Below are 25,263 nucleotides of genomic sequence, written 5' to 3' on the forward strand. Positions count from 1 at the left end.
TATGAAGGACACGGAGAATTTTACGGTCAACCGGCGCACGCTGATGATGGGCGCCACCGCCGGCGTGGCGGCACTCGCCATGCCGAGCGTGCTGCGCGCGCAGGACAAGCCGACACTGGTGACGTCGATCCGCTCGCTGTCCAACCCCTATCACGCGGTGTGGAAGACCGGCGCCGAAGCGTATGCCAAATGGGCCGGGCTGGAACACGTCACGCTGGTTTCGGAAGGCAACAGCGAGAAGGGCATTGCCGACATCAAGGCGATGCTGGCCAAGACCGGCGGCAACATGGTGCTGAATTCCGATCCCAACGACACGCCCGATGCGCGCCCGATCGTCGAGGCCTGCGCCAAGGCCGGCGCCTATGTGGTGACCCAGTGGAACAAGCCTGGGGATCTGCACCCGAAGGATTTCAACCCGAACTATGTCTCGCATATCGAGTTCGACGGCATCGACAGCGGCAAGACCATCGCCGAGATCCTGTTCAAGACCATTGGCGGCAAGGGCGGCATCGTAGCGCTCGGCGGCCTGATCTCGACCACGGCGGCGATCGAGCGCAAGAAGGGCCTCGATGCGGCGCTCGCAGCCAACCCAGACATCAAGCTGCTCGACTTTCAGGTCGCCAACTGGAAGTCGACCGAAGCCTTCGACCTGATGGGCAATCTGCTCACCCGCTTCGGCGACGACATCAAGGGCATCTGGGCGGCCAATGACGATATGGGCTCCGGCGCACTGGAAGCGCTGCGTGCCGAAAATCTCGCCGGCAAGGTGCCGATCGTCGGCGTCGACGGCATCAAGACGGCGGTCGATGCGGTGCGCACCGGCGAGTTCGCCTGCACGGTCACTTCGGATCCGTTCTGGCAGGGCGGCATGGGTCTCGCCATCGGCTACAACGCCAAGATCGGCAAGTTCGACCCGACCAAGGAGCCCCCGGAGCACCGCGAGTTCTACGGCAAGGCGGTGCTGATCTCGCACGACAATGTCGAGGAATATTACAAGACCAATGTCGATGCGAAGCCCGAGATCGACTGGAACGATCTGTGGGGCCGGGTCACCGGAGCAATCCGCACCTGATCCATCGGAGTGGGCTGCAACTCCCTGGCGGCCCGCTTCCTCCCGCAGCCGTCGCGATCCCCTTGTCGCGACGGCTGTCACCAGCAGACGGGAAGCGGTTTCTTGACAATCCATACAGAACCCCTGAAGTCCGTTTCGGACATCGAGCGGACGACGCCCATGACACCGTTCCCCGGCCGCATCGCGACATTCCTGGGCGGCAGGCGCTGGCGCAGCCTGGCGCCGCTGGCGGTGCTGATTGTACTCTGCGTACTCATCGCCATTGCCAACCCCAATTTCATCGAGCTGCGCAATCTGGTGCGGCTTGCGAATTCCGCCGCCGTGCCGCTGACGCTGGCGATGGGGCTGACCTTCATCATCCTGATGGGCAGCATCGACCTCGCAGTCGAAGGCACGCTTTCGGTGGCGGCGATGGTGCTTGTGCTGCTCGCCGCCAATGACGGCAACGGCAACGACTATGGCTGGTGGGCGGTGCTCGCTGCCATCGCCGCCGGCACCGCCATGGGCTTCGTCAGCGGTCTCGTCCAGACCATGCTGCGCATCCCGTCCTTCATGGGCACGCTCGGCATGTGGTTCATCGGCCTCGGCCTGTCGGTCTATATGCTGGGCGGCACGGCCATCAAGCTGAACGACGCCTCGATCCGCGACCTGGCCTTGCACCGTTTCCTCGGCCTGCCGGTGGCGGTCTGGGTCGCGTTCGGCGCCTTCCTGCTCGCCACTGTCATCCAGTACCACACCAAGCTCGGCCGCCACATATTGGCGATCGGCGGTGATGAGGATGTCGCCAAGCTCTCCGGCGTCAATGTCGTGCGCGTGCGCATCACCGCCTTTGCGCTGGCGGGGTTCTTCTTCGGCATTGCCGGCGTGCTGGCCGCAGCACAGCTCGGCCAGTCGCATGCCGTCATCGGCGACGGCAGGCTGTTTGCCGCGGTTACCGCAGTGGTCGTCGGCGGCACCGCTTTGACCGGCGGCGAGGGCGGTGTGGTCAACACGCTGATCGGTGTGCTGATCGTCACCGTGCTTGCCAATGGCATGATCCTGCTCGGCATCTCGCCCTACATCCAGCAGACGGTGCAGGGTCTGATGATCATCGCCGCGGTGGCGCTGTCGCTCGACCGTGTCCGCCTGAAAATCGTCAAGTGAACGCCATGCTGCAGGTGTCCAACATCATCAAGAATTTCCCCGGCGTCCAGGCGCTGCGCGACGTCTCCATCGAAGTGCGGCCCAATGAAGTTGTCGGGCTGATCGGCGAGAACGGCGCCGGCAAGTCGACGCTGATGCGGGTGCTGGCCGGCGGCTACAGGCCGGATGGCGGCTCGCTCACACTGGACGGCGAACAGCTGCGCATGCGCAACGCCCGTGATGCGGCCAGGCATGGCATCGGCATGGTGTTCCAGGAGCAGTCGCTGGTGCTGAACCTGACGGTTGCCGAAAACATCTATCTCGGCGGAGAGGACCGCTTCACCCGCTTCGGCCTCGTCAACTGGCGCGCCATGAACGCGGCGGCGCGGCGGCAACTGGCCAAGATCGGCATCGACATCGACGTCACCGCGCGCACCTCCGAACTCACCTTCGCCGCGCGCCAGATGGTCGAGCTGGCCAAGGCGCTGACCCTGGAGGAAGTGGTCGAGCGGCAGTTGCTCATCCTGCTCGACGAGCCGACCTCGGTGCTCAACGCCGCCGACATCGAGGTGCTGTTCGCGCGGGTGCGCTCGCTCAAATCCCGCGCCAGCTTCGTCTTCGTCTCGCACCGCCTCGACGAGGTGCTCAATATCTCCGACCGCGTCTACACGATGAAGGATGGCGCCGTCGTTGCCGAACATCGTGCAGCCGAAGTCACCGCGCCTGAGCTGCACGAGATCATGGTTGGGCGGGGCCTGCAGGCCGAGTATTATCGCGAGGCCCGCCAGCTGGCGCCGCGCGATACCGTGATGGTCGAGGCCAAGGGCCTTGGCGCCAACGGTTACTATCACGGCGTCGATCTCTCGATCCGGGCGGGCGAGATCGTCGGCATTGCCGGCGTCGTCGGCTCCGGCCGCGAGGAGGTGACGCGCACCGTTGGCGGCTTCGTCCAGCATGATGCCGGCGAGATGAAAATCGCCGGCGATGCCGTGCGCTTCTCCTCGCCGGAACCGGCGGTGCGCAAGGGCATCGGCTATGTCCCGCGCGAGCGCCGGCTCGAAGGGCTGGTGATGTTCCTGTCGATCGCGGAGAACATTTCGCTGGCCGATCTCTCCAGCGTCATGCGCCATGGCGCCATCGACTATGGCAAGGAGCGCCGGCTTGCCGCCGACTGGATCAAGCGGCTGCGCATCAAGGCGCCCGGTCCCGATGCCGCCTGCCGCAAGCTCAGCGGCGGCAACCAGCAGAAGGTGGTGCTGGCGCGCTGGATGACGGCGGGCTCGCGCATCCTGGTGCTCGACCATCCCACACGCGGCCTCGATGTCGGCGCCAAGGAGGAGGTCTACGAATTGGTGCGCGATCTCTCGGCGCAAGGCGTGGCGATCCTTTTGATTTCCGACACGCTGGAGGAAACGATCGGTCTGTCGCACCAGGTGCTGGTGATGCGCGACGGTGCAATCACCGCGCGCTTCGATGCCAGTCCGGGCAACAAGCCGAACCAGGTCGATCTTCTCAGGGCAATGGTGTGAACCGATGAATGAGGCGTTCTCCATCAGGCAGGTTTTCGAGGGCAAGTGGACGCAAGGCGCCATTCCGCTGATCCTGCTGGTGGGCCTGCTTTTGATCATCGAGATCGCCGCGCCCGGCTTCCTCACCGGCGAAACCGTGGCGCTTTTGTTTGCCAACACCGCCGTGCTGTTCATCCTGGCGACCGGCGTCACCTTCGCCATTCTGCTCGGCGGCATCGATTTGTCGATCCAGGCGGTGGCGTCGCTGGCCAGCGTCATCCTGGCGCAATTGCTGCCGTCGCTCGGCCTCGCCGCCTTTCCGGTGGCGATCCTGTCCGGGCTTGCCTTCGGCATCCTGAGCGGCGTCGTCCACGTCAAGCTACGCGTGCCGTCCTTCGTGGCGACGCTCGCCACCGGCGGCGTGGTCACCGGCCTGGCGCTCTGGGTCTCCAATGGCCGCGCCATCACCATCGAGGAGGCTGGTCGCGAAAACACCGCCTGGATCAACGCCACTGTCGCCGGCATTCCCGTGGTGGTGCTGATTTCGACGGTGATCGGCATCGCCGCCTTTCTGGCGCTGCGCTACACGCGCTTCGGCCGCCAGGCGATTGCGGTCGGCGCCGGCGAACCGGCGGCGTGGGCGGCCGGCATCAATGTCGACCGCACCAAGATCATCGCCTTTGCCGCGTCGGGTATGCTCGCGGCCATCGCCGGCGTCGTGCTGGCAGCCAGGCTGTCGAGCGGTTCGCCGGTGCTGGCCAACCAGCTGCTGCTGCCGGCCATCGCCGCCGTAATCGTCGGCGGCACGGCGATCACCGGCGGGCTCGGCGGCGTTGCCCGCACGGCGGTCGGCGCGCTGATCATTTCGATCGTGCGCATCGGCATGACCTTTGTCGGCGTCAATATCTTCCTGGAAAACATGGTGTTCGGCGCGGTGCTCATTGCCGCCGTCGCCATCACCATCGACCGCAGCAAGATCGCGGTCATCAAGTGATCCTGCCTCCCAGGCAAGCGCGGACAGGACGGGACCGCATCGGCGCGAGGCCGATGCGGTCCGGCCCGATCGGATCACATCGTGTCGAGGCCGATCAGCTCGATCTTGTAGCCGTCGGGGTCTTCGACGAAAGCGATGTGGGTGGTGCCGTGCTGCATCGGGCCGGGCTTGCGCGGGATTTTGGCGCCGCGCTTTTCCAGTTCGGCGCAGACGGCGTAGATGTCGTTGACGCCGAGCGCCAGATGGCCGAAGCCGGTGCCGATCTCGTAGGGCTCCTCGCGGCCCCAGTTCAGCGTCAGCTCGACGACGGCTTCCTTGTCCTCGGGGCCGTAGCCGACAAAGGCGTTGGTGAACTTGCCGCCGGGGTAGTCGTCGCGGCGCAGCAGGGTCATGCCGAGCACCTCGGTGTAGAAGGCGATCGACTTGTCGAGGTCGAGCACCCTGATCATGGTGTGCATATAGCGAAAGCCCGGGGCGTCGCTCATTGGGGAAGTCCTCCGAATTCTGTGATTTGCGGGTCTGATCATCCACATCGAACGCTTGGCGGCAAGCCTCGCTTGATGTTCTCAATCAGGGTTGTATGATAACACGACAACGTCGGTATTTGTCCAGTCGTTTTGCCGAGGGGCCCAGAGCCAATCCATGAATGCCGTGCTGCCAACCTCCGCATCGCAGATCGCAGCCCTGGCCGGCCTGCTGCCGAATGGCGGGCTGCTGACCGAGGAAGTGGATCTGGCGCGCTACAGCCGCGATTGGTCGGGCGATCATTTCGGCCGGCCGCTGGCGGTGGCGCGGCCCTCCTCGGTGGATGAAATGTCGGCGCTGATGCGGTTCTGCCATGCCGAGCGCATTCCGGTCGTGCCGCAAGGCGGCCTGACCGGGCTCGTGGGCGCCGCAGTGGCGGCGGATGGCGGCGAGATCGTCATCTCGCTGGAGCGCATGAACCGTATCCGTTCGATCAGCCCGATCGACTTTGCCATGGTGGTCGAGGCTGGCTGCATCCTCGAGGATGCCAAGCGCGCCGCCGAAGCGAGCGACTGCCTGCTGCCGATCACCTTCGGCGCGCAGGGCAGCTGCCGCATCGGCGGCAATGTCGCCACCAATGCCGGCGGCTTCAACGTGCTGCGCTACGGCATGACGCGGGACCTGGTGCTTGGCCTCGAAGTGGTGCTGGCCGACGGCCGCATCTGGAACGGGCTGAAAGTGCTGCGCAAGGACAATCGCGGCTATGATCTGAAGCAGATCTTCATCGGCTCGGAGGGCACGCTGGGCATCGTCACCGCGGCGGCGCTGAAACTATTCCCCAAGCCGACGCAGATCGAAACCGCGCTGGTTGGCCTGCGCTCCGTCGAGGATGCGATGGCGCTCTATGCCCGCGCCCGGCGCGATTGTAGCGACCTGCTCACCGCCTTCGAACTGATCCTGCGCGTCGGCATCCAGATCACCATGCGCGAGGGCAAGGATTTTCCCGATCCGCTCAGCCAGCCTTACCCGGCCTATGTGCTGATCGAGGTGTCCTCCGGCGGGCTGATCGACCTCTCCAATATGCTGCTGGGGTTTCTCGGCAGCGTCGAGGACATCGTCGAGGACGGCGTCATCGCTTCGACCAGGGCTCAAGGTGAGCGGTTGTGGCTCTACCGCGAGATCATGGTCGAGCGGCAGGGCAGGGGCGGCCGCTATTTGCGCACCGATGTCTCGGTGCCGATCTCGCGGCTTGCCGATTTCGTCACCGATGCGCTGGCCGCCTTGGAGAAGGCGCGGCCTGATGCGCTGGCCGTCACCTACGGCCATGTCGGCGACGGCAACATCCACCTCAACGTCGTGCCGCCGGAAGGCATGGGCATCGAGGCGATGGAACATCTGTTCGAGCAGGCGGAAGCCGAGATCTTCACCGTCGTCGATCGCTATGGCGGCTCGATCAGCGCCGAGCACGGCATCGGCCGGGTCAAGCAGAAGGCGTTCCTCGAACGCATCGATCCGGTGACGCTCGACCTCGCCGCCGGCATCAAGGACGCATTCGACCCGCGCCATATCTTGAGCAACGGCCGCATTCTGGCGCCGGCCGCCGCCGTCGACTATAGGTGAGCGATGACGCTGAAACTCGACAAGGTCAATCGCGGCCCACACCTCTCCACTCTGGTGGCCAGTTCCATCTCGCGCGAGATCGCGCAAGGGCGCCTGAAGCCGGGTGACCAACTGCCGACCGAACAGGCGCTGGCGACCACATTCGGCGTCAGCCGCAACGTCGTGCGCGAGGCGATCGCGCGGCTGCGCTCGGAAGGCCGCATCTGGTCGCAGCAGGGGCGCGGCGCCTTCGTGGTCGAGAGCAACAACCCGACGGTGCTGACCATCGACCATGAGACGCTGCAGCGCGCCGACTCGTTTCGCAATTTGTTCGAACTGCGTGGCATCCTCGAAGTGCAGGCGGCGGCCCTTGCCGCAAAACGGCGCAGCGACGCCGATCTCAAAGCCATGGGCGATGCGCTGTCCGGCATGCGCGCCGCCCCCTATGGCAGCGTCGCCTGGCTGCGCAGCGACCTCGAATTCCACCGCACCGTCGCCGAGGCGACGCGCAATTCCTACATGGGCCAATTCCTGGTCTTCGTGTCCGAGCGGGTGCGCGAAAGCATTCTCGCCGCCGGCAACCAGCAAAAGTCGGACGACATGGCCCGCATCACGCTCGGCGAACATGAGCGCATCCTGAGAGCGATCCGTGCCGGCGACGCCGAAGGGGCGCAAGCCGCGATGCGCGACCATCTGGCGGGCGCGGCGCTGCGGGTGGGGTTGCATGAGGGGGAAGCTGCGGAGGCAGTGCCGGGGCCCGAGACAGCGTCTCCGGTGCGGCATTCGAGATTGCGGAAGGCTGTGCGCGGGCAGGCTTAGGGATAGCTTGCCTTGTCCGCGCGCTGGGCCAATCGCCTATGGCAGCGCTGACCCCACTCCTTCTCGGCTTCGCCGAGCCACCTTGCCGGGGCGAGCCACGGGTCTCGCCCGTCCTTCGGACCCCCCATTTCATGGGGATGAGGAAATGCCAATCTCCGAGATCGCAGCCCTTCAAAAGCTTGGGTTTCCTCTCCCCCACGAATGTGGGGGTAGAGGTGGCTCGGCGAAGCCGAGACGGAGTGGGGGAGCGCCATACAGATTTCACTCGGTCGTCGGCTCAACCAGCTCAGGGCCGGAGATAGGCCGCCACCCCACCGCGCTATTTCAGCGGCAGAAACAGCTCAAGCACCACCTCGCGCACCGGTCCGTTCGACGAAAAGTGTCGCTGGCAATAGATCGGAAAGTCGCGCGCCTCCTCGCCGCTGGCCGGAAGCCATTCGCGGTAGAGGTAGAGCGCTGCCGGCTCGAGATTGTTGGTGTTGCCGGGGTAGCGCAGCACCGCGCAGCGTCCGGCGGGGATCACGCCGGCCTTCATCTGCGCGTCCTCGATCCGCCCGCCTTCTACCGGCAGGTCGGTTCCGGCACAGATATCCATGCTGTAATCGGCCGGGTTCGCCGGCTCCCTTTCGGAACGGAAGATGTTGAAGGTCGGGCTTGTCTCGGGCGAGAGGCCGGCCGCCTTGCGCCAGGCGATGAAGCGCTGGATGGTGTCAGGAAGCGTCGCCCGGTCGCCGCGATGCTCCATGATCGCCACCGGCGTCGGCAGCACATCGCGGATGATCACGTCGGCGGGTTCGAAGATTATCTGCATGAGCGTGGTCCTTGCTTTTTCGAGCGGCCCGAAGGCCATGAGCCACGCCCCCCAGTCGGGAGACTTCCGGAACGACGAAGGCGATTGTCCGAACCGTTGCCGAAAGGCGCGGGCGAAGGCATCCGGCGCGTCGTAGCCGGCATCCATCGCTATATCCGTGACGCTTTGGGCGTCGCTCTCGGCAAGCCTGTAAGAAGCGCGCTTCAGGCGGGCGAGCTGGACATAGCGATGCACGGACAAGCCGAAGGTTGACGTGAACTGCCGGTGGAAATGGTATTTCGAGAACGCCGCGACGCCGCTCAACGCTTCCAGGCCCAGATCTCCGTCCAGATGCTGGTCTATGTGGTCCAGCACCCGCTGCATCCGGGCTTGGTAGCTTTCAAGTGGCGTCATCAAACGTCTCGTCCTGCGTGGCGACACCAGATAGGCGGTTCCGGACATGTCGCGCTCGACCGATCTTGCGGTTTGATAGGATGGACGAGTGCTCGCTAGTTGCCGGTTGGAGGCGCGACTGATCGGCTTATTCGTAGGCGGCTCTACGCAGCCTAATCCTCGACTGGCAGTGCCGGCCCCGCTCCGTCTCGGCTTCCCCGAGCCACCTCTACCCCCATTTCATGGGGAGAGGAAATGGCAATCTTCGGGGTCGCAGCCCTCAAAGCTTGGGTTTCCTCTCCCCTACTTTGTGGGGGAGAGGTGGCTCGGCGAAGCCGAGACGGAGTGGGGGAGCACCCTATGCGATGTTCACGCCTCCACCAGCGACACCCCATTCAACCCCGCCACAATATCCGACAGCGCCGGCACGAATTTCTCGCCATGGCCTGTTGTGACGGCCGTAGCGAACCCATTGCGCACAGCGGCGCCGATCGGGTTGGCGATGCCGGCGGCCTGGGCGAAGGAGGCGAGATAGGTCATGTCCTTCAGCGCATTGGCGATGGCGAAGCGCTGGGCGTTTTCGTTGCGGTTCAAGACGAAATCGAAGAAGGCCTGGTAGAAGCCGCAATCCATGCGGCTGCCGGAGATGACGCTGTTGAAGACCTGCGGCGTCAGGCCGGCCTTGGCGCCGAGGCTCAGCGCTTCCGAATAGATCGCGGAATAGCCCATCGAGACGAAATTGTTGAGCAGCTTCATGGTGTGGCCGCTGCCGGTCGGGCCGGTGTGGACGATACGCGCAGCGAAGGCTTCCAGCACCGGCCGTGCGCGGGCGACGATCTCGGCCGCACCGCCGACCATGACGTCGAGCTTGCCCTCGGTGGCTTCCTTGGGCGTGCGCGCCAGCGGCGCGTCGATCAGCGTTATGTCTTGCTCCGCGAGGTCGGCGGCAAGCGCTGTCGTCGATGACGGGTTGGAGGTCGAGCAGTCGATGATCAGCAGCGGCGTCTTGGCCGCAGCAAGCCCGTCCGCGCCCTTGACCAGCGCTTCGACCTCGCGCGAACCGGTGACGCACAGGATGACGATGTCGCAGGCAGCGGCGAGTTCGCGCGGGCTCGGCGCTTCGGTGGCGCCGGCGGCGATCAGCCGGTCTGCGGCGGTGCGGCTGCGGTGGACATGCACCGTCAGCGGCCAGCCTTTGCGCAGCAGATTGTCGGCCATGCCGGCGCCCATGCTGCCCAGGCCGATGAAGCCGATGCGTTCTTTCATGCAATCCTCCTATCGCCCGTGCCAACGGGCCGAATTTTCGTCACCTTGCGGCGGGCACCTGTCGATGCAATTCTTTGAATAAGATTCGGCCTTCGAACAAGAATCGAACCGGAGTCGCGCCGATGGCGGAGCCCATGACTTTCGATGCCATACCGCAGGCGCCCAATCTCAGGACCGGGCTCGTCAACACGCTGATCGCGCAGATCGAATCCGGTGACCTGGCGCCGGGCCAGCGGCTGCCGACCGAGCAGGAGATTGTCGCCGCCACGGGCGTCAGCCGCACCGTGGTGCGCGAGGCGCTGGCGGCGCTGCGCGCCCGGGGGCTGATTACCACGCGCCAGGGCCTCGGCGCCTTCGTCGCCAAGGATCCGATGCCGAAGATTTTTTCCGTCCTGCCAGACGATCTCGAATCGATCGACGAGGTGCTGCGCGTGCTCGAACTGCGCATGGGCATCGAGGTGGAAGCGACCGGCCTTGCCGCCGAACGGCGCAGCGAGGCAGCGCTGGCGCAGATGGGCGCGAAGCTGGACGCGCTGGAGACGGCGGTGCGTGCCGGCGGTTCCGGTTCGGAAGAGGATTTCGGCTTTCACCGCGCCATTCTCGCCGCGACGCAGAACCCGAATTTCACCCGGCTGTTCGACACGTTCGGCAGCGCCATGATCCCGCGCCAGTGGACGCGGCTCGACCGGATGACGGAGGCTGAGCGGGAAAAATATCTCGACCGCATGCAGCGCGAGCACCGCGCCATTCTCGGGGCCATCGAAGCCAGGGACGTCAACGCCGCGCGCCGCGCCATGCGCAGCCATCTGACCAAAAGCTATGCCCGCTTCGAGGATCTGCGCGACAAGGCTGTTCTCGATTAGGGAGCCAACCACGGTTGACGGACTGCTCATCCGGCGACCCCGCCGAGATAAAGTTGGCGCATCAGCGACATGTTCCTCCCGGCTCCCACTGTTGCAGTCTTACCCCGTTGTCATACAACCCTGTAATCTGGTAAATCCCAGGAAGAGGGATGTCAATCGCGTTGCCATGCGGTATGAGGCTCCCCGAAAAAACGGAATCGTGCAGCCGGCATTGCCGACGAAGCCGCAGTCAGGAACAGCGAGATGCAGTCACGGAAATTTGGTCGTACCGGCAGATCAGTCAGCGAGATCGGCTTCGGCGCCTGGGCGATCGGCGCCGCCTGGGGCGAGGTCAATGACGACGATGCGGTCGCCGCCCTGCATGCCGCGCTCGATGCCGGCGTCAGCTTCCTCGACACCGCCGACGTCTATGGCGACGGCCGTTCGGAAAAGCTGATCGCACGGGTGATGAAGGAACGCGGTGGCGCGCGCCCGTTCATCGCCACCAAGGCCGGACGGCGGCTGCCGAAGCAGACGGTCGAGGGCTACAGCGTCGAGAACCTCACCGGCTGGATCGACCGCAGCCTGAAATACCTCGAGACCGACACGCTCGACCTGGTGCAGCTGCATTGCCCGCCGACCGATCTCTACTATCATCCGGAGGTGTTCGAGCGTCTCGACAAGCTCACCGAGCAGGGCAAGATCCGCAATTACGGCGTCAGCGTCGAGCGTGTCGAAGAGGCGCTGAAGGCGATGCAATATCCCGGCGTCGTCAGCGTGCAGATCATCTTCAACGCCTTTCGCCAGCGCCCGGCCGAGCTGTTCTTCGACCAGGCGAAGAAGAACGATGTCGCCGTCATCGCCCGCGTGCCGCTGGCCAGCGGCCTGTTGTCCGGCAAGTTCAGGACGGACACCAAGTTCGAGACCACCGACCATCGCCTGTTCAACAGGAATGGCGAAGCCTTCGATGTCGGCGAGACATTTTCGGGCGTGCCCTATGACGTCGGGCTGGCGGCGGTCGAGAAGGTGCGGCCGCTGGTGTCAGGCGACACCACCATGGCGAAATTCGCGCTGCGCTGGATCCTGATGTTCGACGCGGTGACGGTTGTCATCCCCGGCGCCCGCAATCCGGCGCAGGCGGTTTCCAATGCGGAAGCGGCGGAGCTTGCGCCGTTGTCCTCCGAGTTGATGGCCAAGGTGAAGGCGGTCTACGACGAGAACATCAAGCCCTACGTGCATCAGCGCTGGTGAGCCAGCGCCTGCCGCCCTCGACCGGCTGACTGACCAGAGGCCAGCCGGGCCAATTGCGCGCGTCGTTACAAGCTCTGCAGCGGATCCTGTGATCCACCGGTCGTTTAATCGGCCGCGCCGCTTGTTATTGTGCAGTGCAGCAACGATATTGCTGCGTGTGCGTTGTGTGCACGAGTCTGCCCATTCCGGCGCGCAAGGATACCGATTTGCGAGACATATCCGATACGATCGCCCGGCTGAGCGCGATGCGCGGCCGGCCTGCCGGCGCAGGACAGAGCAAGGACGATCACCTGTCCGAGATGACAGGGTTCGGGTCCAATCCCGGCGCCTTGCGTGCGCGGCTTTATCTTCCTGAAAACCTGCCGAAGCAGGCGGCGCTGGTCGTGGTGCTGCATGGCTGTACCCAGACTGCCGCCGGCTACGACCATGGTTCCGGCTGGACCGAACTTGCTGCCGATCAGGGTTTTGCCGTGCTTTTCCCCGAGCAGCAGCGCGCCAACAACGCCAATCTTTGCTTCAACTGGTTCGTGCCAGGCGATATAAGCCGCGACAGCGGCGAGGCGCTGTCCATCCGCCAGATGATCGAGGCGGCGGTGGTCACTCACGGTCTCGACCGCAAGCGGATATTCGTCACCGGCCTTTCCGCCGGCGGCGCCATGGCGGCGGTGATGTTGGCGACCTACCCGGACGTGTTTGCCGGTGGCGCGATCATTGCCGGGCTTGCCTATGGCAGCGCCTCGACCATCCCCGAAGCCTTCGACCGCATGCGTGGCCATGGCGGCCCGTCCAGAAGCGACCTGCAGCGTCTTTTGCGGGCTGCTTCGCTGCACAAGGGGCCGTGGCCGAGGATTTCGGTCTGGCAGGGCTCGGCCGATACGACAGTGGTGCCTTCCAATGCCGACGCGGTGCTGGCGCAATGGCAGGGCGTGCACGGCCTCGCTCAAGCGCCGACACGCACGGAAAAGGTCGACGGTCAGAGCCGAAAAGTCTGGTCCGATGGCAAAGGCCGCGACGTGGTCGAGGCATACAGCATTGCCGGCATGGGCCATGGCACGCCATTGCAGGCGACCGGCGACAATGCTCTCGGCAAAGCAGGGCAGTTCATGCTGGATGTCGGGATTTCCTCGACGCGCCACATCGCCCGTTTTTGGGGGCTGACGAAGCCAGAGGTACGACGCGCGGCGAAAGCCGAGGCCGCTTCAGGCACTGCATTGCAGCCTTTCTCGCCGAAGGAAAAACCGCGAGCCGTCCGTGTCGATCCGGCCCCGGAGCCTGTCAATCCGCCAGGCGGTCCGGCGGGCGGGATTACCAAGGTCATCGAGGACGCGCTGCGGGCAGCGGGATTGATGCGCTGAGGCTGAGGCTCGCCCCGCACAAAGGACAAGGGCAAGCGCCAGCATCATTATCGCAGCAGGCCTTCGTCCTCGAACGCATCCCAGCCCTTCAGTCCGGGCGGCGGGCCATCCGTGTCCCGGGCGTTCCTCGCAGTGCGAGCCTGCCCGGTGCCCTTTCCCGCGCGCGTCAGCGCGGCCTTGCCCGCGCCGCGCCGCCTGTTCTCGGCGACCTCCTGGACATCCTGCTCTCTCCAGACGGTTGCCAGATCGCGGTCCAGGACGTCCTCGATGTGGCGCGGGTCGAAAACGTGGAAGGTGACAGACTTTGATCGCCCACGCATCTTGACGGTGCGTGTGCCGGTGCTTTGCAGCCGACCGTCCTTGAGCCATTTGTGGCGCTCGCGCGAAGAGATCGTAAGGATATCCTCGACCTCGCGTGGAAGCACAGGCAGCGCTTCCACTCCCTCCAGTGTTTTGGAGATGCTGGCAGAGGCGGCCTTGAACGCTTCCGCTTCGGATCTCGACATTCGCAATGCGATGCGGCCCGTCTCGGCCTTGACGTGCTTCCTGACTGCCCATGGCAGCCGGGCTCTGACTTCACGTTCGATCCCCTTGGAGCGCACGGCGGACCCGAGTGTCGCTGACGGCGACAACGGCCATTCGGCAATCAGTTGCGGGGACGGGCTCATGCTTTCCTGGGGCTGGGTTGGTTCGACGTTAACACGGCGAGAGCCGGTCAAGCCAAGGCAACAGCGAAAAGGGGCAGGTCCGATGAGAACCCGCCCCTTATGGCCGAATCTGAACGTCGCTTTCAGTGCGCCGACAGCACCTTCGGCCCCGCCGCCGTACGGCGACGGGGCTCGATGATCAGAGTGGGCTGGCGTTGCGCGTTCTGTCGCGCTCGGCCTCGATGTCGGTGTAGGGGTCGGCATTGGCATCGAAGCCGGTCCAGCCCCCGGCTTCATAGGCGCGTCGGCGGTCTTGCAGATCGACCGAGTTGGATTCGCCAAGAATACGCTCTGCCTCGTCGGCGAGTTCGTCGCTGACCCTGGCCGTCACCATCGTGCCACCGCGGCGAACGCCCTCCGCATAGACATGCGCATCCCTTTCGGGGACGCCTGACTCGGTCAGCGCCCCGACGATGCCACCGGCAGCGCCACCGACGACCGCGCCGCCAACGGCGCCGACCGCGGTGGCGGCCAGCCATCCTGCGGCCACGACAGGACCGACGCCAGGAATGGCCATGATGCCGAGCCCTGTCAGAAGCCCTCCGGCGCCGCCAATGACGGCTCCGAGACCGGCGCCCCCGGCTGCATCCTCGGCGGCGTTGGAAGTGTCGCCGTCGTCGTACCAGTCGTCCGAATTGTTGGCGACGATGCTGATGTCGGCCTGCGGCACGCCGATTGCCTCCAGTTCGCCGACGGCATCGGAGGCGTCATCGTAGTTGTCGAAAAGTCCGGTTACGGTTTTCATGGTCTTGATCTCCTCGATCTGGTTCAGAGGTTCAGTTGGCGCCGGCAACGACGTTGCCCTGATAATCGAGCGCCACGGTCGTGGTCTTGCCATCCTTGGTGGCCTGACCGCGCCAGATGCCCTGGTCGTCTTTGGTTAGCTTGGACACGCCGGAGAAGCCGGCATCCTGAATGCGGCTCTTGGCCTGATCCTCGGTGAAGCTGTTGGCACCCGGGACCGGGGCGGCCGGATTGGTGGTGTCGGTCGTGCTCACGGCAGGGGTGGTGGAACTGGTGGTCGACGATGCATTGTCGGCGGAAGCGATCTTCTCGACCATTTCCTGATGCATTTTGAGCGTCGGCAAGGTCTCGGAGGCGAAGGTCTTCAGCTGCGCGTTGTCGCCGTCCTTGGCATAGCTCTCGAACAGCGTGACCGCCTCCGAATGCGCATCGCGCTGCATCTGGACATAGGGCTTGTCGACGGCATCGTTGGCATTCTGCAGAGCCTCCAGATCGGCCTTGTGCTTGGCGTCCAGCTCCGTCGGCACTTTCAGCTTCTGTTCGCCAGCGATGGTCGCAAGCTTGGCGTTGGCGGCGCCGTGATCGTCGATCATCTTCTTGGCGAAATCCTTGACGCCTTGATCCTGGGCCTTGCCTTCTGCGATCTTGCTGGAGTCCACTTCGAACAGGCCGCCGATGGCAGCCTTGTCGACAAAGTCCTGAGCGCTGTCGGCGGCGAAGGCGGGCAGGGCGAAGACCATGGCTGTGGCGGTGGCCAGCGAAGCTAGAAGAACACGTGTTTTCATGGACAGAGATCCTCGTTGGGGCACACATCGTGCTGTGAGCCTAACCAGTGCGGCCAAGCTTTGTTCCGCCGCCCAAGCGTTATAACCGGGAGGGTCGATGCCGCGATGATGGCCCCTCGTCAGCGGCTTTTTGCGCCTTTGCCATGCCGACGCTGAGGACGGCGACCCGCTCGATGGGCGCCTTGCAAGTCGATCAAAAAGGGAAACGAGGCCCTTCGCCGCCGGCAAGTGAACACCGCGGTGACCTATCGAGGTTCAGCGATCGTTGCGTTCGAGGCGGCGCGCAACCTCTGTCTGGGCGACCTGCAGCAGCGTGTCTATTTCGAACATCGCCGCCGCATGGCCGCCGTCGCGAATGACACGGCGGGCGCGGTGTAGCAGATCGGAGACCGTCCGCAGCGTTTCAGCATGGCTCGATCGATTCGACAAATGCGTGCCCTCCATCAGCCACAACCGTTGGATCGGGAGAGTGTTCCCAAAGTTGGCGGCCGGCCGGGTGAATGACTGTGAGCGCAGGCAGCGGAACCATCCTTGTCCGTTGGCCGTTCCCCCTGCCTCAACGAAAGGAACAGCCATGGCCGAGAACGACACCCCGAAGGACACCCCGAAGATTTCCGCCCGAGATGCCCAGGAGGCCCTGGAGAAGCAGGTCGCATCGCTGAAGCGCGAGATCAGCAAGATCAACCGGACGCTTGCCGAGCGCGCAGAAGATGCCGTTGGCGAAGCCGGCGGCTGGTATGGCAGCGCGACCGAGCGCGCGGCACGGGCAACGCAGCAGCTGAGATCGCAGGCGCAGACGGTGTCCGAAGCCGTCCAGCAAAATCCCGGCACCATCAGCAGCGCTTTCGTGCTTGGCGGCATTGCCGGGTTGTTGATCGGCATGCTGCTCGGGCAAAGCCAGGAACGCGACCGAAGCTGGTTCTAGTGGGGTATCTTATGACTATTGCGCCCGCCGGCTTTGCTGGCGGGCTTTGTATGGACGCCAGATCACTGTGGCTTTGAGTGAAAAACTCCCCGCTCGGGTAAACGGGATTTGTGGTCGGCGCCGCCCGCGCGGCGCCCCCCGCGCGGCGCCCTCGACAGGTGAGTTGAGTTTCCCTGCCGCGGTCGTATGTTGTTGACCGCAGTGGAGGATCACAAATGCCCATTCGACGCAAAGCCACCGAGGCCGGCGTTTTGCAGCCATCCGAACTCGAGCTGTTGGGCCGTGTATTCGAGCAGCTTAAGCGCGACGGTCAGTCGCCCGAAGCACGCGACGCCATCGCATCCCGGATTATCGCGAACTATATGGCCGGCGTGGTCGACGAAGCCGAGCTCGTCAGTCTTTCGAGGCAACCGCTGGGCCGGTAGTGCGCTTTCCATTCCGGGTTCAGAAGAGTTTCAGGTCGTCAAATCAGAGGGATAAGGCAATGCCGGCTGACCCACCGATAGAGCGACGGTCGCATATCCGTGATCTTGTTCTGAAGGAAGCGACAATCCGCGTTGGCGACGCCAGTATCAATTGTCTGGTTTGCAACCAGCACGCTCACGGTGCGGAGCTGCGGGTGAAGGCCGATATCGCAATCCCCGACCGTTTCGTCCTTCACGTGCCTGTCGATCATACCAGCTATCGCGCCGTGGTGCGGTGGAGACGGAACGAGCGACTTGGGGTGCAGCTTGATTCGGGAAGGCAGGCGTAGAGGGCGATAGCCGGGACGGATGCAGGGTTGATGGGACAAGGCAGGGCTCGTTTGCGGCACGAACGCTTCTTTCTATGCTACTTGCGATTTGCAATCAGTTGCTATAGCGTCTGACTGCTTGCAATTACAAGCGGTTAATCCGTGAACCGACCATGTGAAGGCGCTGCTTTTGGGCAAACTTATCTTGGGAATGAACGTTTCCATCGATGGCTATGTCGATGACATTGCCGGAAATCTGGTCATGGGCGCACCAAGCCAGAAGCACTTCGAGTACTGGATCGAGACGATTCGCAACCATGCCGGCGCTGTGTATGGCCGCCGGATGTACGAGGTCATGCGCTATTGGGACGATGATCACGCGGAATGGGATGCTTCGCTTCGCCAGTTCGCGACACTCTGGCGCAAGCTGCCCAAATGGGTCGTTTCGCGCACACTTTCACGGGTCGGCCCGAACGCCACCCTCATCTCCGGCGATATTGAAGCGCAGATTCGCGAGATCGCGGCCCGCACGGAGGGTATCCTGAGCGTTTCCGGTCCGGAACTGGCCGGTCTTATGACCGGGCTGGGCCTGATTGAGGAATATCACCTGCACGTGAGGCCGTTCGTGCTCGGCAAGGGCAAGCCTTTCTTCCACGAGGCAAGGCCTCCGCTGCAACTGGTGTCGAGCACATTGATCGATGACGATACGGTTCATATGATCTATGTGCCGCGAGGCTGAACGATAAGGCGCTTCAGCGCCAACATGCGAACCAACACGTACGTTCGCAGTGGGTCTGGTCCCTGCCTTCGCACCGAGGTCTCACATGTCAGCTTGCGTGCTGGGTACCCAAGCAGCAGAGGGTCTGCTGTCGGCCGAAAATCTGCCGGTCAGCAATGCGCCCCATGCCGGTCAAAGAGGCCTTGCCGCCGTTCCTCGCCCGAAGCGCCGCTTCGGTTGGTCCTTCAGTGACCTGGCGGCCCAAGGGCGTCGTCCTCCACCGCCCGACCTCGTCCGCAACTCATCGTTGCCGCCAGCGGCTCTGCTCCTGGCCTTCCCGCGATGACCGAGCGGGTAGTGAAACATCATGGTCAAGCCTGAAAAGCAAGGTCCAACCTAGCCGCCTTTCCAGGCCTGCGTCATCATCGTCCAGCAGTTCAGGATCCTGCGTGCGCCAGCCGGGTCCGTCGGGTCGGCCGGCCGCACAGTTTTTTTCATCCCGCTGGAACATTGGCGAAGGAATGCAGTTGGGGTCGCTGCAGATGCCGCCGCGTGGTGCCTGTGGGTGATTGGTGGCAACACCTGATCGGCCGCCGCTCCTTTACGAGGCGGCTTAGCGTGTGAGCCAATCCTGCAGCAAAGGCCTTGGGATTGGAACGACCAACAGGAGGCAGTCATGAAGCACCAGACACTCGATCAACTCCAGTCAGTCGCGGACATCAGTCCACTATCGCCGGCTCTGCTGGCTACAAGGACGCAACGGATAGAGCGGTGGGCGGAACTGCTCTATCGAAATCCGACGCGCTCCCTTGTGGCTCTCACCGGGACTGAGCATCTGCATCCCTCTGTCCGCGGAGAAGCGCGCGCGGTCGGATCGGCGATCAGTGTCGCCTTTGACGATCCACTGCTGCGTGCATCGGGCATGCAATCGGATACCTACGGGGAAGCCAGACGCTTCTTCGAACTCTCCGATTGGCAGTTGCATGAGATCGTCTGCAGTTGCCACACCGGCGCCACCATGCAGGCTGGCTGGGCCGCCGGGCGTGTCCGCAGGGTCCTCAATGGGAGCAAGATATTGGCTTGGCTGAGAAAAGGATTCATGCCGCACTGAGACACAGCGCTTGCGCCTGAAGAAGCATGGCTCCAGCAGAGATTGCGTCGGCTCCGCGAAGGCATGGCTGACCTCAATGGAGTAGGGCGGCCGAGTTGCTTGCGACTTCAGAAATGACGTTCACCATTGCTTAGTGGACCTCGTCAGGGTGATCGGCAATTTCGTGAATAGCGAGTACCAGCGCCAGTTTCGACCAACCGGTCGGCAGCGCCCTCGTGACCAAGCGGGGTTACTTATCCTCGGTGCGTCACATGTGCGCTTCGTCAGCGGTATAGCCTGCCAATCCCTCCACAGCCGTTTTGACGCTGCGAAAAGCTCGAGGCGTGAGGGGGCAATTTAACCCAGGAATCCCGAAAACGGCACTTCCGCTTTCGGCCCCGAAATTGAAATCCGAGGCACCCCGCCATCACCCCGGAAAGATCGTAAACCCGCCATCGACGCGGAGCACCTGCCCATTGATAAATCGTGCGCGGGGGCCGGCTAGAAAGGCCACCGCCTCGGCGATCTCCTCCGGCTCGGCATAGCGGTTCAGCGACTTCTTGCTCGAATCCATGCGCTCCGGATCGACCGTGCGGGTCGCCTGGAAGCGTGCCGTCTTCGTGGCGCCTGGGCTGACCGCGTTGATGCGCACGCCGTCGTCGATCAGTTCCTTGGCGAGACAGCGCGTGTAATGCACGACCGCGGCCTTCAAGGTGGAGTAAACGACCTCGGGCGAGCAGCCGAGATGTGCCGCCGCGGAGGCGATGTTGATGACGGAGCCGCCGCCGCGCTGCTTCATCGGCGGCACGAAGGCCTGGCAGACCAGCATCGTGCCGATCAGATTGTTCTCGGTGAGCACGCGGATGTCGTCCAGTTCGATGTCGAGGGCGTTGTTCGGGTTCGGCTTGCCGCCCTTGGCGCCGATGTCGCCGCCAGCGCAATTGACCAGCACATGGACGTCGCCGAGATCGGCCTCGATCCTGCGCTTCATCTCGGCCACCGCCTTCTGGTCGCCAATGTTGCCGGTCACCGACGTGACCTTCGTGCCGTGCCGCTTCAGGCGCTCGACCACTTCGCCGAGATTGGCGAACTCGCCGTACTTCGCCGGCGCTTCCTCGTCCATGTCGTGGATCGCGACATTGGCGCCGAGTTCGGCCAGGCGCTCGGCCATCACGCGGCCGAGGCCACGGCCGGAGCCGGTTACGAAGGCGGTCAATCCATCGAGTTCACGTGCCGTCATCGGATATTCTCCATCAGTTTGCGCATGTTGGCGGCGCTGCGCCGGATCATGTCGAGCTCATAGGAAACCAGTGAGACGTCGGCTTCGCGCTCCCAAGGCGTGCGGTAGTCGGCATCGTCGGGCAGCCGGTTGCGCTGCGCGGCCGCCAGGCAGGCGGCAAATTCGCGTGCCGTCTTCTGCGGATAGCCGCGCCACCAGTCGTCGCTGAGATAGCGGACATGCCGGGCCTCCAAGGCGCCCGGTTCGAGAACGGCGGTCATGCGATCGTGGTGCTGGCCAAGAATGGCGAACAGCTTGGCAAACGGCACCGCACCGTCGCCGATGGCGCAGCGGATCAGCCGGTAACCTTCGGTCGTGAACTGCACGCGGTAATCCTTGAGGTGGACATGGCGGACATAGGGGGCGATCACCTTCGTAAAATCGAGCGGCGCTTCGCCGACCGGGAACGTGTTGCCGGTGTCGAAGGTGACGCCCACACTGTCACCACCGAGGGCGCAGAAATCGACGAGTTCCCGGCTGGTAACGTCCTGGTGGTTTTCGATCGCAAGGACATACCCTTCGGCATTCGCGCGGGGACCCCATTCCACCAATCGCTCTCGAATGATGCCGACGTACTCGCTCCATTTTTCGCCGGCCGCGTTGCGGTCGCCGCAGAGAACCGGCGTCAGCGCCGTCCGGATGATTTTGGCGTTGAGCAGGCGCGCGGCCCGAAACGCATCGTCGAGCGGTTCGCCCACCAGCAGGCCGCCGCTGACGACCGGCGCGATGCGAAGGCCGGCGAGCCGTTCGCGCAGCGCGATCACCGCGTCGTCGGAAAGCTCGGTCAGCCATGGCACCCAGATCTCCAGCACGCGCGCGCCGAGATCGGTCGCGAGCGCGATGAAACCTTCGAGCCCCGCAGGTCTAGGATTGGCGCGTGGCGTGCCGCGGCCCTGGAGGCCGAGATGATAGGTCAGGCCGTAGGGGTTCAGGCCGACCTCGAGCATGAAGCGATCCTTTGAGTCAGGTGTGGTCATCGCAGGCCGGCATCCACGGTGATCGACTGCTTGGTGATCATGCGGCTGTCGTCGGCGGCGAGGAACAGCACCGTGCGCGCGATCTCCTCGCCGAGCAGAACCTTGCGGATCACCTGGCGCTGCACGACCTGGTCGACCGAACCTTCGGTCTTGTACCAAAGCTCCCGCTGCCGGTCGGTGATGACGGCGCCCGGCTCGATGGCGTTGACGCGGATGTTGTCGGGGCCAAACGCCCGCGCCAGCGCGAAGGTCAGCCCGACCACCGCAGCCTTGGCCGCCGCATAGGGGGCCATCTCTGACGCGCCGAATCGCCAGGCGATCGAGGAAAAATTGACGATCGAACCAAAGCCCACTTCCTTCATGTGCGGATGCACGGCCTGAGCGGCAAAGAAGTGGTGCCTGAGGTTCACATCCTGGGCATGGTCCCATGTCGCCTGGGTCACGTCGGCGACCGGCTGGCGATTGTCATCGGCGGCGTTGTTGACCAGCACCGCGACAGGCCCTAGGCGGTCGCGCACCGTGCCGATCGCGGCCTGGAGGGCGGGGATATCGGTCACATCGCAGCGCAGGAACAGGGGCGCGTGCGCTGCCGTGGCGGCGAGGTCGCGGGCAAGCTGCTCGCCGGCCTCCTGCTGCAGATCGAGAAACGCCACTCGTGCGCCATTGGCGGCGAAGGCGCGGACCGTGTCGGCGCCGATGCCCGACGCACCGCCGGTGATCAGCACGACACGCTCGGACAGGCTCGGATATGTGGCGAAGGACAAGGCGGAACTCTTTTCAGATCAAGCTTCGGTCAGATCGGGTCAGATCAGGCGTTGGGTCGTCGGGTCGAACAGGCACGCCCGCGCCATGTCGATGCCGAGCGTCACCGTCTCGCCCATAAGCGGCGTGCCGTCGGGGTCGAAACGGCCGGTGATCTCCTTGCCGCCCAGGCGCAGGACGGCCATGGTCTCCGCGCCTGTCGGCTCGACCAGTTCGACCACTGCATCGATCTGCGCGATGCCCGGCTTGCGGCGCGCAAGGTCGGGATCGAAGCGGTAGATATGCTCGGGACGGATGCCGAGCACGAGCTGTCGCGGCGTGTCGGATGGGAGCGCCTGGACCATCGGCAGGCTGGCCGTCTTGCCGTCGGCGGTCTGCAACACAACAGTGGCGCGACCGCCTTCCTGGCTCAGTTCGGCTGGCAGAAAATTCATCGCCGGCGACCCCATGAAGCCGGCGACGAACATGTTGGCCGGACGGTTGTAGATCGTGGCGGGATCGTCGAATTGCTGGACCTCGCCCTGGTGCATCACGGCGATGCGCGATGCCAGCGTCATCGCCTCGACCTGGTCGTGGGTGACGTAGACCGTGGTCTTGCCGACGCGGTGATGCAGCTTCTTGATTTCGGTGCGCATGTCGACGCGCAGCTTGGCATCGAGATTGGAGAGCGGCTCGTCGAACAGGAACAGTTTGGGATCGCGAACCAGCGCCCGGCCCATGGCGACGCGCTGGCGCTGGCCGCCCGAGAGCTGTCCGGGCTTGCGGCCAAGCAGCGGCTCGATCTGCAGGAAGGCAGCAACTCGACTGACGGCCTCGTCCTGCTGCGGCTTCGGGACGCGGCGGCTTTCCATGCCGAAGGTGATGTTCTCGCGCACCGTCATCGTCGGGTAGAGCGCGTAGGACTGGAACACCATGGCGATGTCGCGGTCCTTCGGCGGCACCGAATTGACCAGCCGCCCGTCGATGCGGATCTCGCCGGAGGTAACGGTTTCAAGCCCGGCGATCATCGCCAGCAGAGTGGACTTGCCGCAGCCGGAGGGTCCGACCAGCGCGATGAACTCGCCGTCCTGCGCCTCGAGATCGACGCCCTTCAGCACCTCGACCGCACCGTAGTTCTTGCGCAGCGATCGGATGGTCAATGTCGACATGCGATGCCCTTCTTGGCGGACGGGACGATCGGCGACAGGAGACAGGCTCCGCTCATTGGATCGCGCCTCACTTGACGGCGCCTCACTTGATCGCCCCTTGGGTCAGGCCACGAACGAAATACTTGCCGCCGAAGAGATAGATCAGCAGCGGCGGCAGCGCGCCGATCAGCACGGCGGCGCTCATGACATCGTAGGCGCGCACATTGGTGCCGCTTGCCGTCAGCGCGACGAGCGCTGCCGTGATCGGCTGTTGCTGCCCGGAGGTGAAGACGACGCCGAACAGATATTCGTTCCAGATGCCGGTGAACTGCCAGATCACCGTGACGATCAGGATCGGTGAGGAGAGCGGCAGAATGATCTTGCGGAAGATGCGCCAGAAGCCGGCGCCGTCGATGCGCGCCGCCTTAATCAGGTCGTCGGGGATGCTGACGTAGTAGTTGCGGCAAAACAAAGTGGTGAACGAAATGCCCTGGATGACGTGGATGAGGACGAGCCCGTAGACCGAATTGCTAAGGCCGAGATTGCCGAGGATGAACGCCCACGGCATCAACGAAATCTGGCCCGGAATGAAGACGCCGAGCAGCATGCAGGTGAACAAAGCTTCCGAACCCCTGAAGCGCCATTTCGACAGGATGTAACCGTTCATCGCGCCGACCGCCGTCGAGATGATCGTGGCCGGGATCGTCATCTTCAGGGAGTTGTAGAAGTTGCGCTGCATGCCCTCGCAGGTGCCGCCGATGCAATAGGTGCTCCAGGCCTGGCCCCAGGCACCGAGGCGGAAGCTGCGCGGCAGCGAGATCAACCCGTTGCGTGCGATCTCCTGCTGGTCGCGGAATGAATTCAGCACCACGACCAGCAACGGGACTAGGTAGATCGCCGCGAAGACGACCAGCAGCCCATAAATGGCGAAGCGGGTGAGAAAATGCCGGCGCGACGCGACTGCGGCAGCGCGACGGTCGAGCGACTGGTCCAGGGAGACGTCAGCCATGGCCGGCTTCCTTGCGCCGGCGCCAGACCACCCAGAATGAATAGGGCACCAGCACCACGGCAACAGCGGCAAGCATCATGATGGCGGCGGCCGCGCCTTCGCCGATCTGGCCGCGTTGGAACATCAGGTCATAGACGTAGATGGCGGGGAAGGTGGTCGAGATCCCCGGGCCGCCCTTGGTCAGGGCCGCCACGAGGTCGAAGGTCTTGATGGCGAACTGGATCTGGATGACGGCGACCGCCAGGAAGATCGGCGCAATGGTTGGCAGAAGCACCTTGCGATAGATGCGGAACGTCGATGCGCCGTCGATCTGCGCGGCCTTGACGAGGTCCTGATCCACCGAGCGCAGGCCGGCCAGGAACAGCGCCATGGCAAAGCCCGAGGCCTGCCAGACACCGGTGATGATCACCGCGTAGATCGCATAGTGCCGGTCGCTGGCGAGTGCGAAACTGAAGCTCGCCCAGCCGAAACCGCGCACCATGGCCTGGATGCCGTCGGTCGGATTGTAGAGCCAGCTCCAGACCGTGCCGGTGACGATGAAGGAGACGGCCAGCGGATACAGGAAGATCGTGCGCCATGCCGCTTCGCCGCGCACGCGCTGGTCGATCAGGATCGCCAGCAGCAGTCCCACGGCCATCGAGCCGACGATGTAGAAAGCGCTGAAGAAAAACAGGTTGTTGTAGGCGATGTTCCAGCGCCGGTTCGCCCACAGCGACGCGTAGTTGTCCAGGCCGACGAAGCCGTAGGTCGGCAGCAGCGAGGAGTTGGACAGCGAGATATAGAGCGTCCAGCCGGTGAACACGAAGACGTAGACGAAGCTCGCCACGAGAGAGGGGCCGAGCACGAGCAAGGGCATCGCGGAGCCCAGCCGCTCGCGCCAGGGGCGGGCAGGCGTCGGTACCGACAGGATCAGGTCGTGATTTGACATTCA

Annotated in this window: 27 protein-coding genes; 14 read left to right on the forward strand and 13 right to left on the reverse strand. The window is 64.2% G+C overall.

The annotated features are described in order from the left end of the window. Window position 1 precedes the first annotated feature (1 nt). The 4 genes from NKJ57_RS01125 to NKJ57_RS01140 all read left to right on the forward strand — a co-directional run bounded on the left by NKJ57_RS01125 (window position 2) and on the right by NKJ57_RS01140 (window position 4,696). The gene (locus tag NKJ57_RS01125) at window positions 2-1,072 is read left to right on the forward strand and encodes a sugar ABC transporter substrate-binding protein (RefSeq protein WP_352510331.1); all 1,071 of its coding nucleotides are present in this window, start codon (window positions 2-4) and stop codon (window positions 1,070-1,072) included. A gap of 159 nt (window positions 1,073-1,231) precedes the next feature. After that, window positions 1,232-2,215, forward strand: coding sequence for an ABC transporter permease (locus tag NKJ57_RS01130; protein ID WP_023686507.1), 984 nt, complete (start codon window positions 1,232-1,234; stop codon window positions 2,213-2,215). A 5-nt stretch (window positions 2,216-2,220) separates the two neighbouring features. Beyond that, a complete protein-coding gene (locus tag NKJ57_RS01135) occupies window positions 2,221-3,723 on the forward strand; it encodes a sugar ABC transporter ATP-binding protein (RefSeq protein WP_352510565.1) in 1,503 nt (500 codons plus the stop codon). Between the two features lie 4 nt (window positions 3,724-3,727). After that, window positions 3,728-4,696, forward strand: coding sequence for an ABC transporter permease (locus tag NKJ57_RS01140; protein WP_352510333.1), 969 nt, complete (start codon window positions 3,728-3,730; stop codon window positions 4,694-4,696). 74 nt (window positions 4,697-4,770) lie between these two features. On the opposite strand, the gene gloA is transcribed toward NKJ57_RS01140, so the two are convergent. Further along, complete coding sequence (gloA, locus tag NKJ57_RS01145; protein WP_019856614.1) at window positions 4,771-5,181, reverse strand: lactoylglutathione lyase; 411 nt, start codon at window positions 5,179-5,181, stop codon at window positions 4,771-4,773. 157 nt (window positions 5,182-5,338) lie between these two features. On the opposite strand from gloA, the gene NKJ57_RS01150 reads away from it, so the two are divergent. Both NKJ57_RS01150 and NKJ57_RS01155 read left to right on the forward strand, forming a co-directional pair. Then, complete coding sequence (locus tag NKJ57_RS01150) at window positions 5,339-6,781, forward strand: FAD-binding oxidoreductase (RefSeq protein ID WP_352510334.1); 1,443 nt, start codon at window positions 5,339-5,341, stop codon at window positions 6,779-6,781. A 3-nt stretch (window positions 6,782-6,784) separates the two neighbouring features. Continuing rightward, window positions 6,785-7,579 (forward strand): FadR/GntR family transcriptional regulator, encoded by a 795-nt coding sequence (locus NKJ57_RS01155; protein ID WP_352510336.1) that lies wholly within the window; start codon window positions 6,785-6,787, stop codon window positions 7,577-7,579. 319 nt (window positions 7,580-7,898) lie between these two features. Here the strand turns inward: NKJ57_RS01155 and NKJ57_RS01160 are convergent, their stop codons facing one another. After that, complete coding sequence (locus NKJ57_RS01160; RefSeq protein ID WP_502902013.1) at window positions 7,899-8,783, reverse strand: AraC family transcriptional regulator; 885 nt, start codon at window positions 8,781-8,783, stop codon at window positions 7,899-7,901. 348 nt (window positions 8,784-9,131) lie between these two features. After that, window positions 9,132-10,028 carry an NAD(P)-dependent oxidoreductase gene (locus tag NKJ57_RS01165; protein WP_352510337.1) on the reverse strand — a complete coding sequence of 299 codons (897 nt, stop codon included), beginning with the start codon at window positions 10,026-10,028 and terminating at the stop codon, window positions 9,132-9,134. 122 nt (window positions 10,029-10,150) lie between these two features. On the opposite strand from NKJ57_RS01165, the gene NKJ57_RS01170 reads away from it, so the two are divergent. The 3 genes from NKJ57_RS01170 to NKJ57_RS01180 all read left to right on the forward strand — a co-directional run bounded on the left by NKJ57_RS01170 (window position 10,151) and on the right by NKJ57_RS01180 (window position 13,476). After that, window positions 10,151-10,891 (forward strand): FadR/GntR family transcriptional regulator, encoded by a 741-nt coding sequence (locus NKJ57_RS01170; RefSeq protein ID WP_352510339.1) that lies wholly within the window; start codon window positions 10,151-10,153, stop codon window positions 10,889-10,891. Window positions 10,892-11,134: 243 nt separating this feature from the next. After that, a complete protein-coding gene (locus NKJ57_RS01175; RefSeq protein ID WP_352510341.1) occupies window positions 11,135-12,121 on the forward strand; it encodes an aldo/keto reductase in 987 nt (328 codons plus the stop codon). 206 nt (window positions 12,122-12,327) lie between these two features. Next, entirely contained in the window at window positions 12,328-13,476 is a 1,149-nt protein-coding gene (locus tag NKJ57_RS01180) for an extracellular catalytic domain type 1 short-chain-length polyhydroxyalkanoate depolymerase (protein ID WP_352510342.1), read from the forward strand. Window positions 13,477-13,523: 47 nt separating this feature from the next. Here NKJ57_RS01180 and NKJ57_RS01185 read toward each other — a convergent pair whose 3' ends face one another. The 4 genes from NKJ57_RS01185 to NKJ57_RS01200 form a co-directional block, all read right to left on the reverse strand. After that, window positions 13,524-14,144, reverse strand: coding sequence for a hypothetical protein (locus tag NKJ57_RS01185; RefSeq protein WP_031195548.1), 621 nt, complete (start codon window positions 14,142-14,144; stop codon window positions 13,524-13,526). Between the two features lie 178 nt (window positions 14,145-14,322). Then, on the reverse strand, window positions 14,323-14,928 hold the full coding sequence (locus tag NKJ57_RS01190) for a general stress protein (RefSeq protein WP_023704148.1): 606 nt from the start codon (window positions 14,926-14,928) through the stop codon (window positions 14,323-14,325). Window positions 14,929-14,959: 31 nt separating this feature from the next. Then, window positions 14,960-15,712: a DUF4142 domain-containing protein gene (locus NKJ57_RS01195; RefSeq protein ID WP_023671088.1), complete on the reverse strand. Its 753-nt coding sequence runs from the start codon at window positions 15,710-15,712 to the stop codon at window positions 14,960-14,962. Between the two features lie 255 nt (window positions 15,713-15,967). Next, the gene (locus NKJ57_RS01200; protein WP_155923737.1) at window positions 15,968-16,288 is read right to left on the reverse strand and encodes a hypothetical protein; all 321 of its coding nucleotides are present in this window, start codon (window positions 16,286-16,288) and stop codon (window positions 15,968-15,970) included. Here NKJ57_RS01200 and NKJ57_RS01205 point away from each other — a divergent pair. The 5 genes from NKJ57_RS01205 (at window position 16,287) to NKJ57_RS01225 (ending at window position 19,199) form a co-directional block, all read left to right on the forward strand. Next, a complete protein-coding gene (locus NKJ57_RS01205; protein WP_352510344.1) occupies window positions 16,287-16,637 on the forward strand; it encodes a hypothetical protein in 351 nt (116 codons plus the stop codon). The genes NKJ57_RS01200 and NKJ57_RS01205 overlap by 2 nt on opposite strands. A gap of 215 nt (window positions 16,638-16,852) precedes the next feature. Beyond that, complete coding sequence (locus NKJ57_RS01210) at window positions 16,853-17,062, forward strand: hypothetical protein (protein ID WP_023671091.1); 210 nt, start codon at window positions 16,853-16,855, stop codon at window positions 17,060-17,062. A 59-nt stretch (window positions 17,063-17,121) separates the two neighbouring features. Then, complete coding sequence (locus NKJ57_RS01215) at window positions 17,122-17,391, forward strand: PilZ domain-containing protein (protein ID WP_023726509.1); 270 nt, start codon at window positions 17,122-17,124, stop codon at window positions 17,389-17,391. Between the two features lie 169 nt (window positions 17,392-17,560). Beyond that, window positions 17,561-18,109 carry a dihydrofolate reductase family protein gene (locus NKJ57_RS01220; protein ID WP_352510567.1) on the forward strand — a complete coding sequence of 183 codons (549 nt, stop codon included), beginning with the start codon at window positions 17,561-17,563 and terminating at the stop codon, window positions 18,107-18,109. Between the two features lie 655 nt (window positions 18,110-18,764). After that, a complete protein-coding gene (locus NKJ57_RS01225) occupies window positions 18,765-19,199 on the forward strand; it encodes a hypothetical protein (RefSeq protein ID WP_023671095.1) in 435 nt (144 codons plus the stop codon). A 406-nt stretch (window positions 19,200-19,605) separates the two neighbouring features. On the opposite strand, the gene NKJ57_RS01230 is transcribed toward NKJ57_RS01225, so the two are convergent. The 6 genes from NKJ57_RS01230 to NKJ57_RS01255 all read right to left on the reverse strand — a co-directional run bounded on the left by NKJ57_RS01230 (window position 19,606) and on the right by NKJ57_RS01255 (window position 25,260). Beyond that, window positions 19,606-20,418 (reverse strand): SDR family NAD(P)-dependent oxidoreductase, encoded by an 813-nt coding sequence (locus NKJ57_RS01230; protein WP_023710874.1) that lies wholly within the window; start codon window positions 20,416-20,418, stop codon window positions 19,606-19,608. After that, complete coding sequence (locus tag NKJ57_RS01235) at window positions 20,415-21,434, reverse strand: sugar phosphate isomerase/epimerase family protein (RefSeq protein ID WP_352510346.1); 1,020 nt, start codon at window positions 21,432-21,434, stop codon at window positions 20,415-20,417. The genes NKJ57_RS01230 and NKJ57_RS01235 overlap by 4 nt, the downstream gene beginning before the upstream one ends. Further along, a complete protein-coding gene (locus tag NKJ57_RS01240; protein WP_352510347.1) occupies window positions 21,431-22,198 on the reverse strand; it encodes an SDR family NAD(P)-dependent oxidoreductase in 768 nt (255 codons plus the stop codon). The genes NKJ57_RS01235 and NKJ57_RS01240 overlap by 4 nt, the downstream gene beginning before the upstream one ends. A gap of 39 nt (window positions 22,199-22,237) precedes the next feature. Next, on the reverse strand, window positions 22,238-23,344 hold the full coding sequence (locus NKJ57_RS01245) for an ABC transporter ATP-binding protein (RefSeq protein WP_352510348.1): 1,107 nt from the start codon (window positions 23,342-23,344) through the stop codon (window positions 22,238-22,240). A gap of 82 nt (window positions 23,345-23,426) precedes the next feature. Beyond that, window positions 23,427-24,332: a carbohydrate ABC transporter permease gene (locus tag NKJ57_RS01250; protein WP_352510349.1), complete on the reverse strand. Its 906-nt coding sequence runs from the start codon at window positions 24,330-24,332 to the stop codon at window positions 23,427-23,429. Further along, window positions 24,325-25,260 carry a carbohydrate ABC transporter permease gene (locus NKJ57_RS01255; RefSeq protein WP_352510350.1) on the reverse strand — a complete coding sequence of 312 codons (936 nt, stop codon included), beginning with the start codon at window positions 25,258-25,260 and terminating at the stop codon, window positions 24,325-24,327. The genes NKJ57_RS01250 and NKJ57_RS01255 overlap by 8 nt, the downstream gene beginning before the upstream one ends. Window positions 25,261-25,263: the final 3 nt, after the last annotated feature.

This window comes from Mesorhizobium sp. M0077 (genome assembly GCF_040322955.1).
GTDB lineage: Bacteria > Pseudomonadota > Alphaproteobacteria > Rhizobiales > Rhizobiaceae > Mesorhizobium.